Raw genomic sequence first — 16,241 nt, forward strand, 5'->3', positions numbered from 1 at the left:
GACGCATCAGACCACGCAGCCGCCTGCTCAGTTCAGCGATGACGGCGGGTTGCGCGCCATGTCGGCTTGGGCGGCGATCTGATAGGGCGGCCGGCGCCAAACAACCGCAGGCGGTGGCAGAAGGGTGTGGTTGTGGGTGTGGGTGTGGGTGTGGGTGCAGTTGCGGCTGCTGGTTGCAGCCGTGCCCGCCATTGATCTGGCAGGCACGGCCGGCACACTCAGTTGGCGACGATTTGCGGGCGCCCGAAGCCCAGGCCGGCAATGCGCTGCGCGATTTCGGACGCGTTGGCGTGGTCGCGTGCATTGACGCGCAAGCGCCACAAAGTCCGCCCGCCGCTGACGATATCGCTGACGCTGGCTCCGGCGATGCCGGCCGATGCCAGCTGCGACAGCGCGCGATTGGCATTGTCGCGGCTGGCGAAACTGGCAACCTGCAGCAAGATGTCGCCCAGCGCGGATTCGGCGGCGCTGGGTGCCCTGGCCGGAACCGGATCGACCTTGACCGGGCGCGCAGGCGCGCTCTCCGGCGCCTTGACCACCGCGACGGCGACCGGCGTAGCAGCAGGCGGACGCGGTGCCGCAGCCGCCGGCTTGCCGGTGGCCACACGCACGCCCTGCGTCTTCATCCAGGCGTCGAAGTTGTCGGCATTGCCGGGCTGGCGCGAATCGGCCACGCGGTAGCGCCACCGCTCGCCGGCAGGAGTGATGGGTGCGGCGCCCGCGCCGCCCGGCACGGTACGGGCAGGCAGCCGCTGCACCAGACCATCGATCTGGCTGCTGCCCGCCGCAGGCCGTGCCGTGGCAACGGAGGTAGTGACCGGCTGGCCGCCGCGGCGCTTGGCCAGCAGATTGCCGTTGTCCGCTTCGGTCAGCCCACGCACTTCCACATTCCCGGTGCCCTTGCCGGTGATCCCCAGCTTGACCGCCGCCGCGTAGCTCAGATCGATCACCCGGCCATCGTGGAACGGGCCACGGTCGTTGACCCGCACCACCACCGAGTCACCGGTGTCAGTGTTGGTCACCAAGGCAAAACTCGGCAACGGCAAGGTCTTGTGCGCGGCGGTGAAGGCATACATGTCGTAGACCTCCCGGTTGGAGGTCAGCCGGCCATGAAACTTGTTGCCGTAGTAGGAAGCCGTGCCGCGTTCGACATAGTCGCCGGGTCTGTCCATCACCACGTAGCGCTTGCCCAGCACCTCGTAGGGCGAACGGTTGCCGATCGCAGAGCGCGGTTCGTTGGTGACCAGCGGTTCGGGGATGCAGGCCACGTTGGGCACATGGTCGGGCGTGCTGTCGCTGACGCCAGGCTTGTACAGGCCGCCAGCGGTGTAGTCGCCACGCGTGGAAGGGTCTTCCTGGGCAGCTGCGTAAGGCGACACCGAGGGGCAACCGGTGGCCAAATGCGCCGGCCCCTTGCCCTGGACCTTGATGCCCTTGATGGCACCGCTGCCATTGCTGGCAACACCTTTCTTCGGTGCGCTACTGCAGGCCGACAGGCCCAGCAGCAGCGCCATCGGGATCAGCCACCTGAAGCCTGTCATGCTGTTCATGCCGGGGGTAACTCCTTGCCGGCGATGGCCTCGGACAGCTGGAACACGGCCATCGCATACATCTTGGAAATGTTGTAACGGGTGATCGCGTAGTAGTTCTGGAAGCCCAGCCAGTACTGCTTGCCGTTGGCATCGTCCAGATTGATCGGAGTGGCGGTACTGCCGGCTGTCACCGGCGCAGCGGGGTGATAACCGCGCGCGGACAGGTCGGCCAGCGTGTGCACCGGCGACCAATCGGTGGGGTTGAACTCTTCGCGCCCGGCGGCCAGCGTGGCCGGCACCGCGACCTGCCCGCCGCGCACCCAGCCGCCCTTCTTGACGAAGTAGTTGGCGATCGAGGCGAACACGTCGTTGTAGTCGGTGAACAGATTGCGCTTGCCGTCTGCATCGCCATCGACACCGAACTGGCGGTAGCTCGATGGCATGAACTGGCCCATGCCCATCGCACCGGCATAGCTGCCGATCAGCGCGGTGACATCGAGTTGCTCCTCCTTGCCGAGCGCGAACAATTGACCAAGTTCATCGCGGAAGAACAGCTCGCGCCGCACCTCGCGTTCGAGCTTGGCCGGGTCGCCGCTGCGCGGGTAGCGGAACGCCAGCGTGTACAGCGCATCCAGCACGCGGTACTTGCCGGCATTGGTGCCGTAGCTGGTTTCCACCCCGATGATGGCCACGATCACCTGCGCGGGCACACCGGTGGCAGCCTCCACCTTGCTCAACTCGGCGCGGTGTTCGGCCAGGAATTTGCGCCCGCCATCAATGCGCGCCTGGGTGATGAACATGGGCCGGTAGTCGTTCCACGGCTTGACCCGTTCGGCCGGGCGCGACATCGCAGTGACGATGGCGTCCTTGAACTGCGCCTGCGCCAGGGTCGCCTCGATCTGCGCAGCGTCGATGCCGTACCTGGCAGCGGTGTCGCGCACAAAGTTGGCGCGGGAGACCTCGAACGGCACCGGAGTCAGATCCACCGGCGGCAAGGCCGGCGCTTCGGCAGCGGCACTGGCCGGGGTGGCGGACGCTGCCGGCACGCCGGGTGGCTTGGCCGGGGGCGCGCTGGCGGCCGGCGGCGGAGACGGAGGGCTGGGCTGGGTCGCGCAGGCGACAAGGCCGAGGGTGAGCAGGCAGGTCAGAGTGCGTCGAATCATCGGCCGAGGGTAACAGACATCAGATGAACTTCTGGCAATAAGACCATGAAACTCAAAGGCTTTAGCCAAAGTCAAGCCTGCCGCGCCTGTGGCGGGGATTCGGGAGGCGGGAGTGGGGATTCGGTGGCGCCTGCGGGTGGGACGATCCGGCACACGCCGGGGCGGTGTGCGGCCGCAGCCCCATCTGCCATGGGGAGACGTCCGTTGGCGAACGAGGCCAGCGGCGGACTGGCGCGGCCGGTAGCGGCCGCGCCATAGAGATCACAGCGCGGGGAAGCGCGGGGCGCCCGAGCAGGTGGGCAGCGCACCGCCGACCTGCACGGCACCGGTGGTGACGCCGGTACCCGACGGCGTGACCGCGCTATTGCTCAGGCCGATCTGCGCGTTGCTGGCGGTGATCGAGGCATCGCTGTGGGCCACGTTAGCCAGCACCAGGTCCAGCGGTGTCTGTGCGTCGTAGCCCTTCAGGATCCAGCCCTTGCCACCGGCGTCGTTGCTGGTCTTGAGCCCGTCGACCACGATCTGGCTGAAGGTCGGCTTGGTGCCGCTGGTTGCGGCCGCATAGAACGGGTTGATCACCAACGGGCTACTGACGCCGTACAGGCAGGTATTGCGATAGGTGACCAGACTGACCGGGCCACCCTTGGCGAGGCTGGTCTTGATGCGCAGGCCACTGTTGTCGGTGCTGCGATTGCCGTCATCGTCGGTGGACACCAGCGCGTTGTTGTCCACCAGCACGTTGTTGACCCCGGACATCACTTCGCTGCCGATGGAAATGCCGTGCGTGCCGTAGCAGCGGCTATTGCGCACGGTGATGTTGGCCGACTTCGAGGCGATGGTCTTGATCGCCACGCAGTCGTCGCCGCCCATCACGTCGCTGTCGTGGATGGTGGCGTTGACCACGCTGTCCAGATCCAGGCCATCGGTGTTGGGACTGGTGGCGGGCGATTTCACCCGCACACCCCAGATGGTCAGGCCGTTGACGATATGCGAGAAGAAATGGAAGTAAGCGGCGTTGACCAGATTCACGTTGTAGAGCGTGAACGCATTGGAGTTCTGCACTTTAATGAGGTCCGGGCTGTTCTGGACCTGATTGGCGTCTTTGGCGTTTTCGCCAAACTCCCACCAGGTGGTGGTCTTGCCCAGCATGGTCTGATCGCCGCGCCCGTCGATGGTGCCCTGACGCCCACCGGTGCGAATGCCCATGACGCCGGCATTGTTGCCCTTGACGCCGATCAACGGCAGACAGCCGCCGCTCTTGGAACCGGCGGTGCCGCAACCGCTGCCGTAGTCGGCCGGGTTGCGCGAACCGTACAGCGTGACGCCTTGGTCGATGACCAGGGTGACACCGGTAGGCACCGTCAGCGGCCCACTGAGAAAGGCGTTGCCGCTGCCACTGGTCAGCAGCACGCTGCCGTTCTTGCAGGCATTGAGCGCGGCCTGGATGGTCTTGGTATCTGGTGGAGCCTGCTCCACTGCCGGATCGAATTGACGCCCGGTCGGTGTCAGGTGGGCGGTCAAGGAGGGGGAACACACGGCAGGAATGGTCGGTTGCGCAACTGCGCGGGTATCGCCGGTGGCAAAGGTGACGGCGCCCGCCTGTGCGCAAAGCGACAGACAGACACCGCCGACGGCGGCGTTCAGTAATTTCATGGAAGAGTTCACTCGAATGAGAAATGGCGCGCCTGTGCAGGCCACGCGACGCGACCGCATGCTGCGGCAGCGCGGAGGACTCTACGGAGAACCCCGCATGCATGCGCAGGACGCACGAATCCAGTGCCGCGCGAACGAAGCAGGTCGGCACCGGCATGACGGCGTTGCAATGCACTGCGCAAAAGCGCGGCAAGATCAAAAATTTGCCAGCGTCTGACATAGGCGTATCGCATGGATCACTACCGCAGCACGACGTGTACAAAAATGCGCGCGCTGGCTTGACGCAGCGACGCGACGCGACGCGTCATGGCGTCAGTAGCCGTGCACCGGGCGATGCGACTTCACCGCCATCACCAGCCCCAGGCCTGCGAGCAGCGAGACCGCCGAGGTGCCGCCGTAGCTCATCAACGGCATCGGCACGCCCACCACCGGCAACAAGCCGGAAATCATGCCGCCGTTGACCAGCACGTAGACGAAGAACGCCAGACCCGTGGCACCGGCGACCAGGCGCGAATAGGTGTCGCGTGCCTGCGCGGCGATCCACAGGCAGCGGCCGATGACGATCAGGTACAGGGTGAGCACGGTGGCTACACCGATCCAGCCGAATTCCTCGCTGAGCACCGAAAACGCAAAGTCGGTGGTCTGCTCGGGAATGAAGTTCAGATGCGATTGCGAGCCCAGCCCCCAGCCCTTGCCATCCAGCCCGCCGGAACCAATGGCAATCTTGGACTGGATGATGTTCCAGCCGGCACCTAGCGCGTCGTTTTCCGGGTTGAGGAACATCATGATGCGGTCCTTCTGGTAGGGGCGCAGCAGCCAGAACCAGGCCACCGGCGCCACGGCTGTCACTCCGCCCACGCCCACCGCCACCCACCACCACGGCAACCCCGCCAGCAGCAGCACGAACACGCCGCTGGCAGCGATCAGCACGCCGGTGCCGAAGTCTGGCTGCAGCATGATTAACGCGGTCGGCACGCCGATGATGATTGCGGTCACCAACACGGTGGAGATGCGCGGCGGCAAGGGCATGCGATGCAGATACCAGGCCGCCATCATCGGCAGGCTGATCTTGAGCAGCTCGGCCGGCTGCAGGTAGAACACTTTCAGGTCCAGCCATTGCCGGCCGTACTTGCCGGTGCCCAGCGCGAACACCGCCAGCAGCGGCAGCATCGACAAGCCGTAGACCCACGGCGTCCAGGCACGCAGGCGCAGGACCGACATGCGCGAGATGCCCCACATCGCCGCCACGCCGATGATGAAACGCACGCCCTGCGCCATCATCAGATGATCGCCGTTGACGCTGCCGCCAGCGCTCTTGAGCACCGACAGGCCGATCACCATCAACGCGCCCAGCGCCAGGCACAGCACCCAGTCCAGGCTGCGCGTGAAGCGCGCGGCCATGTCCACCAGCCAGCGCAAAATGTCACTCAATGGTCGGTCTCCTGCACCGCATCCGGCACGTCCGGCACCACCGGTTGCGCCGGCGTGCTGGGGTCCAGCGCCACGGCGGTCTGGCCGATCACCACCGGCAGCTCGTCCAGCGTGGCGGCGGCGGTATCGCCGGCCTGGCGCGCATCGGTGGCGCCGGCTTCGAACTGGTTGATGCCCACTGCGGTCATGCCCAGCTCGCTGTCCAGCGGCAGCAGGCCCGCAGGCATCTTGCCGAGCAGCCAGGCGTCGAAAATCTTGCGTGCGATCGGCGCCGCCGAGCTGGTGCCGAAGCCGCCGCCTTCCACCGCCACCGCCACCGCGATGACCGGGTTGTCGGCCGGCGCAAAGCCGACGAACAGGCCACGGTGGCGCAGATGCATCGGCAGGCTGCGCGGGTCCACCGCCGCCACGCCCTTGCGGCTGACCACCTGCGCGGTACCGGTCTTGCCGGCCATCTGGTACGGCGCGCCGGGGGTGATCGCATACGCGGTGCCGCCCGGTCGCATGGTGTCCATCATGCCCTCGCGCACCACCTGCAGGTGTGCCGCGCTCGGGCTGACCGGCTTGCCCGGCGGCTGGATCATCGGCTGCCAGGGATGGTCGAAGCCGGTGCGCTGCTCCAGCACCAGGTGCGGGCGCAGCAGCAGACCGCCGGCAATGGCCGATACCCCGCGTACCAGCTGCAGCGGGGTCACCTTCCAGTCGCCCTGGCCGATGGCGATATTGACCGTGTCGCCGGGATACCAGCGCTCCTTGCGGGTCTTGTACTTGTAGGCCGGCGACGGCAGGATGCCGCCGATTTCGCCAAGCAGGTCCACCCCGGTGGGCTGGCCGAAGCCGTATTCGGCCATGTAGTGGTCGAAGCGCTCGACCCCCATGTCCACCGCCAGGCGGTAGTAATAGGTATTGACCGACTGGGCGATGGACTTGCGCAGGTCGGTCCAGCCGTGGCCGCCGCGGTGCGAGTCGCCCCAGCCGCGGCTGACCCCAGGCAGATAGAACATGCCGGTGGACAACACCCGGTCTTCCGGCCGGCGCAGCCCGCTATCCAGGCCGGCCAGCGCAATCAGCGGCTTGAGCGTGGAGCCCGGCGCCACGCCACCGAGCACCAGCCGGTTGAACTGCGGCCGCGACGGGTTGTCGTTGAGCCTCTTGAAGTCGGTATGCGAGATGCCGTTGACGAACAGGTTCGGGTCATAGCTGGGCAGGCTGACCATGCCCAGGATCTCGCCGGTGCGCGGGTCCATCGCGATCGCCGCGCCTTCGTGCTCGCCGAACGCGGCCACCATCGCGCGTTGCAGGTCGGCATCCACCGACAACCGCAGGTCCGCACCGGATTGCGGCGCCACCCGCCCCACGGTGCGGATCGCCCGCCCCTGCACGTTGGTCTCGACCTGTTCGTAGCCGACCTGGCCGCGCAGGTCCTGCTCGTAGTAGCGTTCCAGCCCGGACTTGCCCATGTGGGTGAGCGCGGCATTGCCCTCGCCCAGCACCGCCAGGTCTTTTTCGTCGATGCGGCCGACATAGCCGATGATGTGCGCGAACAACGGCCCGAACGGATAGCGCCGGGTCAGGTACGGCTCCAGCTCCACGCCGGGAAAGCGCCAGCGCTCCACTGCAAAGCGCGCCATTTCCTCATCGCTCATGCGCAGCTTGAGCGTCACCGGCAGGAAGCTGCGGCGCGCGCGGCGCTCGCGATTGAAGCGCTCCAGGTCTTCCGGCGCGATCGGGATCACCTTGCCCAGCGCGGCCAGCATGGCGTCCATGTCGGCAACCTTGTCCGGGGTCACGTCCAGGCGGAAGGCCGGTACGTTCTCGGCCAGCAGGCGACCGGTGCGGTCGTAGATCATGCCGCGCCCGGGCACCACCGGCTTGGGCTTGATGCGGTTGGCTTCCGAGCGGGTGGCGTAGACCTCGTGGTCGAGCACCTGCAGCTTGAAATACCAGCCGCCCAGGCCGACCAGGCAGATCACCACCATGGCGAAACCCAGCACCGCGCGGCGGCGGAACTGCTCGGCCTCGGCGTGTGGATTCTTGGGGTGGCGACGCCCGTGCATGGCTTACTTCTTGCTCCGCTTGCCCAGCCGTACCGCGTCCAGCAGCACGAACAAAGGCGGCCACAGCGCCATGCCCAGCAGTGGCGCCCACCAGTAGCTCCACGGCAGGGTCGGCTCGCCCACCGCCAGATGCACCGCCGAGGACACGATACGGTCGTTGAGCAACAGCCCGCCGATCGCCAGCGCCTGCTGCGACACCGGGAAAAAGCGCATTCGCGCGCGGAAGCGCTGCAGGATGAAGGTCATGATGACCAGCCGCAGCGCCTGCTCGCCGAGCAGCCCGCCATACAGCAGATCGGCCAGCACCCCGGCCGCGAAGGCGATGCCCAGCCCCACCCGGTCCGGTTCCTCGATCACCCAATAGGCCAGCACCAGCGCCAGCCAGTACGGCCGCAGCGGCTGGATCAGATCCGGCAACGGCAGCAGGCCAAGCACCAACCCAATGACAATGCTGACCGGCAGGATCCAGCTGTTGCGCATGCGGCTCATTGGTCCGTCTCCTGCGGAGCCGGACGGGAATCGGGAATCGGGAGTTGGGAATCGGCAGGAGCAGCGCCGCGCGTCGGCACGCGGCTGCGGCTACCGCGATCCATTCCCGATTCCCCATTCCCCATTCCCGCCGGCGTGCGCGGGGTCGCGGTCACCCGTCCGTCCGTAGGCGCCACCCCACCAGGCACCGCCGCGCTGTTGCCGTTGCCATTCCTCATTCCCGATTCCCCATTCCCCATTCCCGCCGGCGTGCGCGGGGTCGCGGTCACCCGTCCGTCCGTAGGCGCCACCCCACCAGGCACCACCGCGCTGTTGCCGTTGCCATTCCTCATTCCCGATTCCCCATTCCCCAATCCCGGCACGACGCGCAACGGCTTGCCGGCGCGCAGCAACAACACGTCGCGGCCCCGATCCAGCTTGGCGGCGGGGGTCAGTTCGCCGACCAGGAAGGCGTGGGTATCGTCCGGATGCAGCTCGGACACCTTGCCGACCGGGAAGCCGGCCGGGAAGCGGCCGCCCAGGCCGGAGGTGACGATTTCATCGCCCACCTGCACGCCGGCGCTGAGCGGGATATCGCGCAGCTCCAGGCGGTCGCCACGGCCGTAGACGATCAGCCGCACGCCGTTGCGTGCCACGCTGACCGGCACCGCATGGTCGGGGTCGGTGAGCAGCAGCACGGTCGAATGCAGCGGGGTCACTTCGATCACCTGGCCCATCAGCCCGCCGGCATCGATCACCGCCTGGCCCAGCTGCACGCCGTCGCGGCTGCCAGCATCCAGCAGCAGGCGCTGGCGGGTGGGATCCAGGTCGATATCCAGGATCGGCGCCAGCTGCACGTCCAGGCCACGCCGCTCGGCCACATTGAGCAATTCACGCAACTGGGCGTTGTCCAGTGCGGCGGTCTGCAACCGGGTCAACCGCGCATTGGCCACCAGCAGCTGGTTGCGCAGCTCACGGGTCTCTTCCACCAGTTGCGCATGGGTAGCGGCATTGTCGCGCACCTGCGAGCCGATCCGTCCCGGCAACCCGGCCACTGCCCAGATCGGCTGGATCAGCAGATTGGCCTGCAGCCGCAGTTGGCTCAGCCAGCCGCCCCGGCTATCGAGTGCGATCAACACCACCGCCAGCACCAGATAGACCAGCAGCCGCAGCGTGGAGGTGACTTCGCCCGGACGGGAAGCGACGGGAGGACCGGCGTAGGAGGGCACGTTCAGGGCCGGGAATGGGGAGTCGGGAATGGGGAATCGGGGAGCAGTCGGCTGTCCCCGAGACGGTTGAGGCGAAAACTCACATGGGCGGGATCGCGTCGCAACCGCTCAGGGCCGCAGGCAGGGAATGCTTTCACGATTCCCCATTCCCGATTCCCCATTCCCAGCTCCATCACTCCGGGGCAAAGAACTCATTGCCGTGCATGTCCACCAGCTCCAGCGCACGGCCACCGCCGCGAGCCACGCAGGTGAGCGGGTCGTCGGCCACCTGCACGTGCAGGCCGGTTTCCTCGGAGATCAGGCGGTCCAGGTCGCGCAGCAGCGCGCCGCCACCGGTGAGCACGATGCCGCGCTCGGCCACATCGGCACACAGCTCCGGCGGGGTCTGCTCCAGCGCCAGCTTGACTGCCGAGACGATGCCCGACAGCGGCTCGTGCAGCGCTTCGAGCACTTCGTTGGAGTTGATCTTGATCATCTTCGGCACGCCCTCGGCGAGGTTGCGGCCGGAGATTTCCATCTCCTGCACCTCGTCCTGCGGGTAGGCACAGCCGATCTGCAGCTTGATGCGCTCGGCGGTGGCTTCACCGATCAGCATGCCGTGGTTGCGCCGCACGTAGTTGGTGATCGACTCGTCGAAGCGGTCGCCGCCCACGCGCACCGACTGCGAGTAGACGATGCCGTTGAGCGAGATCACCGCCACTTCGGTGGTGCCGCCACCGATGTCGATGACCATCGAACCGCGCGCCTCGGTGACCGGCATGCCGGCACCGATCGCCGCCGCCATTGGCTCCTCGATCAGGTACACATCGCGGGCACCGGCCTCTTCCGCAGACTCCTTGATCGCGCGGCGCTCCACCTGAGTGGAACCGGCCGGCACGCACACCAGCACGCGCGGGCTGGGGCGCAGGACGCGCGACTTGTGCACCTTCTTGATGAAGTGCTTCAGCATCGCCTCGGTGTAGGTGAAGTCGGCGATCACGCCGTCCTTCATCGGGCGGATGGTAGTGATGTGACCGGGGGTACGGCCGAGCATCTGCTTGGCCTCGGCGCCGACCGCGGCCACCGAGCGCGTACCGCCGATGGCGCGGTCTTGGCGTACCGCCACCACCGACGGCTCGTTCAGCACGATGCCCTGTCCGCGCACGTAGATCAGCGTATTGGCCGTGCCCAGATCGATGGACAGGTCGTTGGAGAACATGCCGCGCAGTTTCTTGAACATCGAGGGAATTGTTCCTGGGTAAGTCGCGTGCCCCGCCACCCGTGTGGCGAAATTTTGGGCAGAAAACGAAGTCAGCTAGCCTAGCAATCCCCCCCGGTGTGAGCAAGGAAAAATCGGTGAATACGCCCCCGTTTTCATGTGCCGGTCACGCCGGCCATGGCATGCGGTTGTGGCCCTGATGGGTCGCAGCCGTTACCCTTTGCGCCGCGGCGCACGCGCCGTCCCGCTGCCATGCCCGGCAACTGGCGGGTATTTCCCTACGCAAAGGCCTGATTCGATGTCCGCACTGATCTGTGGTTCCCTCGCCTACGACACCATCATGGTGTTTCCGGACCAGTTCAAGAACCACATCCTGCCGGACAAGGTGCACATCCTGAATGTGTCGTTCCTGGTGCCGCGCATGCGCCGCGAGTTCGGCGGCTGCGCCGGCAACATCGCCTACAACCTGCACCTGCTTGGCGGCGCGCCGATCCCGATGGGCACCGTAGGCCAGGATTTCGGCCCCTACCGCGAACATTTCGAAGCGCTGGGCATCGACCTGTCGCGGGTGAAGATCATCGACGACCTGTTCACCCCACAGGCCTTCATCACCACCGACCACGACAACAACCAGATCACCGCCTTCCATCCGGGCGCGATGATGCGCAGCTACGAGAACCATGTGAAGGACGTACCGGGCGTGACCCTGGGCCTGGTCGGCCCGGACGGGCGCGAGGGCATGATCCAGAACGCGGAAGAGTTCGCTGCCGGCGGCATCCCCTTCATCTTCGACCCTGGCCAGGCGATGCCGCTGTTCAACGGCCCGGAGCTGCGCCAGTTCATCGAGCAGGCCGAGTACGTGTTGGTCAACGACTACGAGTCCAACCTGCTGCAGGAGCGCACCGGCTGGGACGAGAAGGACATCGTCTCGCGCGTGCAGGCCTACATCACCACCCAGGGGCCCAAGGGCGCGCTGGTGCATACGCCCGAGAAGACCTACGACATCCCGCCGGCGCACGAGCGCCGCGTGGTCGACCCCACCGGTTGCGGCGACGCGTTCCGCGCCGGGCTGATCTACGGCATCCAGCACAACTACGACTGGCTCACCATCGGCCGCATGGGCAACCTGATGGGCGCGCTGAAGGTCGAACACCCGGGCACGCAGAACCAGCGCTTCGACTTCGCCGAGTTCAACGACCAGTTCAAGCAGCAGTTCGGCTACGCGCTGTAAGGGCTCTGTCGGGCGGCTGCGAGCCGTCCCGTGGCGACAGGTGGCGGGAGTTTGGATGCGACCGGGATTGGCCGGTCTGACTCAGGCGCCACAGGGAAAACCGCTGGCGATCGGCAACTCAATCGCCGTCGCGTCGCTGCCATTGCTGCAACAGTTGCGTGCAATCGTGAAGGCGCCAGTCGGCAAGGCCGGGCCATGGGTCGCCAGGCGTGTTGACCAACACCGTGCAGGCGCCCACGGCCCGGCCGCACGCCAGGTCATTGAGGTGGTCGCCGACCATCACCAGCGCGGGGCCGCCGATTGCCCAGCGCTGCTGGAAGTAGTGCAGGCCGTCGGGCGCTGGCTTGGGCGCCGCTTCGTCGCGGCCGACAATATCGTCCCAGCCGAACGCATCCTCCAGGCCGATCGCCCGTAGCGTCACATGCGCCAGTTCGCGTGCGTTGCGCGTGAGCATGCCAAGCCGGCATCCGGCTGCCTGCAGCGCCCGCACCAGTTCCACCGCGCCAGGTGCAGCACGTGCAGCCTGCGCCAGTTCCCGCTCGTGTTCGAGCAACCAGGCGTGCCGGGCCGCAGCCTGGTCGGCGGGCAGTGTCGCCAGGTGGTGCAGGATGTCGGCCTCTGGCGGAATTTCCAGGGTGCGTCGGATCGCTGCGAAATCGTGCACTGCCTCGGTCAGCGTACCGTCCATGTCGAAGACCCAGTGCCGGTAATGGGGCAGCGCTGGCAATGCCTGTGTGCGTGTCATGCCGTCCATCCGTTCAAAGCGACCGGGGTGGTCAACCACCGCGCGGCCGGATGCACCGTCGCTGCCGGCTGTGCGCCTGCCGATCCCAAGGGTTCCCGCCGCCAGGCAACGACCGCTTGCGCAGCGCTGCAGTGGCGCGGGGACATGGCGTGCTACTTCCAGCCGGGCATCTGCGCAGGGTCCAGCCCGCCCACGTCGAACGCTGCCGTGCGCGTGCCGCCGGCTTTGACCGGGAACGCAATGCTGATGCGCTTGGCATTGCGCACCACCTTCCATAGCGCCTTGTCGTCGTCGATGAACATCGCGATGGCTTCGTCGGTATCCGGGCGATGTGCCGCCATCGCGCGCGGCGCGCCGCCGTCGGCCGACACCTGCACGTTGCAGCCGCTGTAGCAGTTGAAGTCGCCGGCCTTGAGCACGAGGTAACTATGCCGTTTCCATTGCGGGTGGTCGCGGAACACCAGGCTCACCGGTTTCGCCCCGCTGCCGTCCACATCCACGCGCGCGGCGGCCTCGACCATCGCCGAACGCTGGGTGCCGCCCTTGGCCGGCACTTGCGAATACGCCCAGAGTGCCTGCATGCGGCGCAGCTCGCGCGCCTGCTCGCCCTTGGCCTTGATCTCGGCGTAGCCGGGCGCGATGCGCGTGGCCGCAGCGCTACCGGCATAGCCTTCCAGCAAGGCAGCGCCATGCGCGCGCGCCATGTCCCAGTTCTGCGCTGCGACCGCTTCGTCGTACTGCTTGGCCAGCGCATCGGCCTGCGCTTGCCTGGCCTGCGCCTGCGCAGCTTCCTGCTCCTGGCGTTGCGCCTGGCGGTCGGTGCAGGCACTCAGGGCCGCCACGCACAAGGCCGCGCTCAGCAGATACTTCATCGTCGACTCCGGAAGACATGAAAGGCTACAGCAACGATAACAGCCTGCCCGCATGACCCGCGATCAGACACCCGCAACCCGTAGGAGCGCACCTGGGCGCGATAGGGCTCTACCGGGAAAGCTTCATCGCGCCCGGGTGCGCTCCTACGGTGTTGATTGCAGGGCACGATGCCGCGCTGCAGGCAGCGGGAGGGCGTGCACCTGGGCGCGACTTCATCGTCGACTCCGGAAGACATGAAAGGCTACAGCAACGATAACAGCCTGCCCGCATGACCCGCGATCAGACATCGGCAACCCGTAGGAGCGCACCTGGGCGCGATAGGGCTCTACCGGGAAAGCTCCATCGCGCCCGGGTGCGCTCCTACGGTGTTGATTGCAGGGCACGATGCCGCGCTGCAGGCAGCGGGAGGGCGTGCACCTGGGCGCGACTTCATCGTCGACTCCGGAAGACATGAAAGGCTACGGCAACGATAACAGCCCGCCCCCATGACCCGCGATCAGACATCGGCAACCCGTAGGAGCGCACCCGGGCGCGACGGGGTTCTACCGGGAACGCCCCATCGCGCCCGGGTGCGCTCCTACGGTGCTGATTGCGGTTACGGCTGCGCCGGGGGCGCTGCCTTGGCCTTGGCGATCATCTCGGCCACCGAGGCGGTGGTGATCGGGTGATAGCTGGGCTTGGCCTTCTCGAAGGCCTGTTCGGCGAAGGCGATCCCGTCGGCAGTCTTCAACAGTTCGGCATAGATCGGCAGCACCAGTTTGCGCCGGCCCACGCGTTCGATGAACTCACCCGCGGCCGGGCGGGCGTGGGTATAGCCGCTGCGGATTGCCAGCGGATACCAGCGCATGGCGATCTCGCCATTCGGGGTCCCGGTGAAGTGGTAGGCCTGATCCAGCTGCTTGAGCTGCTCGGGCTTGAGCGTGGCGCCCATGCCGCTGAGGAAATGCACCCACTCCTGCGTGCCCCACTCGCTGGTGACCTGCTGGCTGGGCAAGGTGCCACTGCCGCTCCAGGCGATGCGTGCGGTGTCCACGATGGAGAAGCTGCGCGAACGCGCCTTGGTGGCAAACGCGGGGATGCCCGGCTGCTTCAACCATGCATCCACCTCGGCCGCGCTGACCGTGGTCGGATGCTTGTCCAGCAGATTCTTCTTGAGGTAATCGACAAACTGGTCGGTGGTGGCGCTCTGGAAGGCATGGTCGTCGAACCAGCCACGCAGGAACGGGTCGAACACCTCGCGGCCGAAACGCTGCTCCAGGAACTGCAGGAACCATGCACCCTTGACGTAGGCCACCTGGCTCAAGGCTTCGTCCGGGTCGCGCTGCGCCAGCGGCGGCAATGCCAGGGTCTGGTCGGCCGGGGCCATGTCCTTCACTTCGGCCAGCAGGTCGCCCTGGTCGATCTCGCGCTCCATCTCGGCCATCTCGGTGCCGTACAGCGCTTCGGTGATGCGGCCCTGCACGTAGGTGGTGAAGCCTTCGTTGAGCCAGATGTCCTTCCAACTGGCATTGGTCACTAGGTTGCCGGACCAGCTATGTGCCAGTTCGTGCGCCACCAGCGACACCAGCGACTTGTCGCCGACGATCACGGTAGGCGTGGCGAAGGTCAGGCGCGGGTTCTCCATGCCGCCGAACGGGAACGACGGCGGCAGCACCAGCATGTCGTAGCGGCCCCAGCGATACGGGCCATAGAGCTTTTCGGCGGCACCGATCATCTTCTCGGTGTCTTCGAATTCCTTGGCGGCCTTGTCGGCCATCGCCGGCTCGGCCCACACACCCGAGCGCGCGGAGATCGGCTTGAACACCACATCGCCGGCGGCAATGGCCAGCAGGTAGGAGGGAATCGGCTCGGGCATCTTGAAGCTGTAGTCGCCGTCGCGCGCGGCCTTGGGGTCGTTGTCGGCGCTCATCAGCACCATCACGTCCGGGCGCGAGGTGACATGCGCGCTGTAGGTGAAGCGCACGCTCGGGGTGTCCTGCAGCGGCACCCAGCTGCGCGCGTGGATCGCCTGCGATTGGCTGAACATGAAGGGCAGCTGCTTGCCCTCGGTCATCGACGGCTCCAGCCACTGCAGGCCCGACGCGGTCGGTGCGGTGTGATAGGTGATGACGACCTTGGCCGGCTGGTTCGGCGTCTCGATGGTGAGCTTGCTGCCGAAGGTCTTGTCGGCCGGCGCCAGCGCGAACTGCAGCGGCGCCAGGCCGCCCTTGCCGTCGTCGGCCTGCACCTGGGCGATGCTCAGCTCGCGCGTATCCAGCACCAGCTGTTTGGCCGCCTTGTCCTTCCACTCCAGCGTGTAGGTGGCCGTGCCACCAATCTGCTTGCTGTCGAAATCCAGCTTCAGGTCGAGCGCCAGGTCCTTGATGACCACCAGCTGCGGCTGGGCATAGGAGCTTTCGTCGTGGGTACGGGCATCTGCTTTCACGGTGGCCTTGGCAGTGGCGGCCGGCGCGGCAGCGGTGGCGGCCGGCGAGGCGGAGTCATTGGAGCAGCCGGCCAGGGCGATGGACACGGCCAGGGACAGCGACAGGATCGGGAAGCGCATCGACGGCACCGCAGCATGAACAATCACGCAGTTTAGCGCTCCGCGCCGTTGGCTGCCCGCGCGGTGGCCCGGGCAGCGCCAGGCACGGGCCAGATCACGCCAGACGCGCGCGCGCC

General features: G+C 66.8%; 12 protein-coding genes. 1 reads left to right on the forward strand and 11 read right to left on the reverse strand.

Annotation, left to right across the window (positions count from 1 at the left end; translation table 11 throughout):
* Positions 1–218 precede the first annotated feature (218 nt).
* From XcuCFBP2542_RS04660 to XcuCFBP2542_RS04695, 8 genes are all read right to left on the reverse strand, one after another.
* On the reverse strand, positions 219–1,550 hold the full coding sequence (locus XcuCFBP2542_RS04660; RefSeq protein ID WP_104602442.1) for a septal ring lytic transglycosylase RlpA family protein: 1,332 nt from the start codon (positions 1,548–1,550) through the stop codon (positions 219–221).
* Positions 1,547–2,695: a lytic murein transglycosylase B gene (gene mltB / locus XcuCFBP2542_RS04665; protein WP_104602443.1), complete on the reverse strand. Its 1,149-nt coding sequence runs from the start codon at positions 2,693–2,695 to the stop codon at positions 1,547–1,549. The genes XcuCFBP2542_RS04660 and mltB overlap by 4 nt, the downstream gene beginning before the upstream one ends.
* A gap of 261 nt (positions 2,696–2,956) precedes the next feature.
* Positions 2,957–4,348 (reverse strand): glycoside hydrolase family 28 protein, encoded by a 1,392-nt coding sequence (locus tag XcuCFBP2542_RS04670; RefSeq protein ID WP_104602444.1) that lies wholly within the window; start codon positions 4,346–4,348, stop codon positions 2,957–2,959.
* Positions 4,349–4,660: 312 nt separating this feature from the next.
* Positions 4,661–5,779 carry a rod shape-determining protein RodA gene (rodA, locus tag XcuCFBP2542_RS04675; RefSeq protein ID WP_104602445.1) on the reverse strand — a complete coding sequence of 373 codons (1,119 nt, stop codon included), beginning with the start codon at positions 5,777–5,779 and terminating at the stop codon, positions 4,661–4,663.
* Entirely contained in the window at positions 5,776–7,836 is a 2,061-nt protein-coding gene (gene mrdA, locus XcuCFBP2542_RS04680; RefSeq protein ID WP_104602446.1) for a penicillin-binding protein 2, read from the reverse strand. Before mrdA ends, rodA begins: the two co-directional genes overlap by 4 nt.
* A gap of 3 nt (positions 7,837–7,839) precedes the next feature.
* On the reverse strand, positions 7,840–8,325 hold the full coding sequence (gene mreD, locus XcuCFBP2542_RS04685) for a rod shape-determining protein MreD (RefSeq protein ID WP_104602447.1): 486 nt from the start codon (positions 8,323–8,325) through the stop codon (positions 7,840–7,842).
* The gene (gene mreC, locus XcuCFBP2542_RS04690) at positions 8,322–9,533 is read right to left on the reverse strand and encodes a rod shape-determining protein MreC (protein WP_104602448.1); all 1,212 of its coding nucleotides are present in this window, start codon (positions 9,531–9,533) and stop codon (positions 8,322–8,324) included. Before mreC ends, mreD begins: the two co-directional genes overlap by 4 nt.
* A gap of 172 nt (positions 9,534–9,705) precedes the next feature.
* Positions 9,706–10,752, reverse strand: coding sequence for a rod shape-determining protein (locus tag XcuCFBP2542_RS04695; protein ID WP_010368259.1), 1,047 nt, complete (start codon positions 10,750–10,752; stop codon positions 9,706–9,708).
* Positions 10,753–11,029: 277 nt separating this feature from the next.
* On the opposite strand from XcuCFBP2542_RS04695, the gene XcuCFBP2542_RS04700 reads away from it, so the two are divergent.
* Positions 11,030–11,962 (forward strand): carbohydrate kinase family protein, encoded by a 933-nt coding sequence (locus XcuCFBP2542_RS04700; RefSeq protein WP_104602449.1) that lies wholly within the window; start codon positions 11,030–11,032, stop codon positions 11,960–11,962.
* Between the two features lie 118 nt (positions 11,963–12,080).
* On the opposite strand, the gene XcuCFBP2542_RS04705 is transcribed toward XcuCFBP2542_RS04700, so the two are convergent.
* The 3 genes from XcuCFBP2542_RS04705 to XcuCFBP2542_RS04715 all read right to left on the reverse strand — a co-directional run bounded on the left by XcuCFBP2542_RS04705 (position 12,081) and on the right by XcuCFBP2542_RS04715 (position 16,125).
* Entirely contained in the window at positions 12,081–12,716 is a 636-nt protein-coding gene (locus tag XcuCFBP2542_RS04705) for an HAD family hydrolase (protein WP_104602450.1), read from the reverse strand.
* Between the two features lie 143 nt (positions 12,717–12,859).
* Positions 12,860–13,579, reverse strand: coding sequence for a hypothetical protein (locus XcuCFBP2542_RS04710; RefSeq protein ID WP_104602451.1), 720 nt, complete (start codon positions 13,577–13,579; stop codon positions 12,860–12,862).
* Between the two features lie 596 nt (positions 13,580–14,175).
* Entirely contained in the window at positions 14,176–16,125 is a 1,950-nt protein-coding gene (locus XcuCFBP2542_RS04715; RefSeq protein ID WP_104602452.1) for a M1 family metallopeptidase, read from the reverse strand.
* Positions 16,126–16,241 lie beyond the last annotated feature (116 nt).

This window comes from Xanthomonas cucurbitae, assembly GCF_002939885.1.
In the GTDB taxonomy this organism is placed as follows: Bacteria; Pseudomonadota; Gammaproteobacteria; order Xanthomonadales; family Xanthomonadaceae; genus Xanthomonas; species Xanthomonas cucurbitae.

What these genes read in the sequence shown, in the direction of transcription:
- XcuCFBP2542_RS04660 (WP_104602442.1), bottom strand. Translation starts at nt 1,550, where the DNA reads ATGAACAGCATGACAGGCTTCAGGTGGCTGATCCCGATGGCGCTGCTG.
- mltB (WP_104602443.1), bottom strand. Translation starts at nt 2,695, where the DNA reads ATGATTCGACGCACTCTGACCTGCCTGCTCACCCTCGGCCTTGTCGCC.
- XcuCFBP2542_RS04670 (WP_104602444.1), bottom strand. Translation starts at nt 4,348, where the DNA reads ATGAAATTACTGAACGCCGCCGTCGGCGGTGTCTGTCTGTCGCTTTGC.
- mrdA (WP_104602446.1), bottom strand. Translation starts at nt 7,836, where the DNA reads ATGCACGGGCGTCGCCACCCCAAGAATCCACACGCCGAGGCCGAGCAG.
- mreD (WP_104602447.1), bottom strand. Translation starts at nt 8,325, where the DNA reads ATGAGCCGCATGCGCAACAGCTGGATCCTGCCGGTCAGCATTGTCATT.
- XcuCFBP2542_RS04695 (WP_010368259.1), bottom strand. Translation starts at nt 10,752, where the DNA reads ATGTTCAAGAAACTGCGCGGCATGTTCTCCAACGACCTGTCCATCGAT.
- XcuCFBP2542_RS04700 (WP_104602449.1), top strand. Translation starts at nt 11,030, where the DNA reads ATGTCCGCACTGATCTGTGGTTCCCTCGCCTACGACACCATCATGGTG.
- XcuCFBP2542_RS04705 (WP_104602450.1), bottom strand. Translation starts at nt 12,716, where the DNA reads ATGGACGGCATGACACGCACACAGGCATTGCCAGCGCTGCCCCATTAC.
- XcuCFBP2542_RS04710 (WP_104602451.1), bottom strand. Translation starts at nt 13,579, where the DNA reads ATGAAGTATCTGCTGAGCGCGGCCTTGTGCGTGGCGGCCCTGAGTGCC.
- XcuCFBP2542_RS04715 (WP_104602452.1), bottom strand. Translation starts at nt 16,125, where the DNA reads ATGCGCTTCCCGATCCTGTCGCTGTCCCTGGCCGTGTCCATCGCCCTG.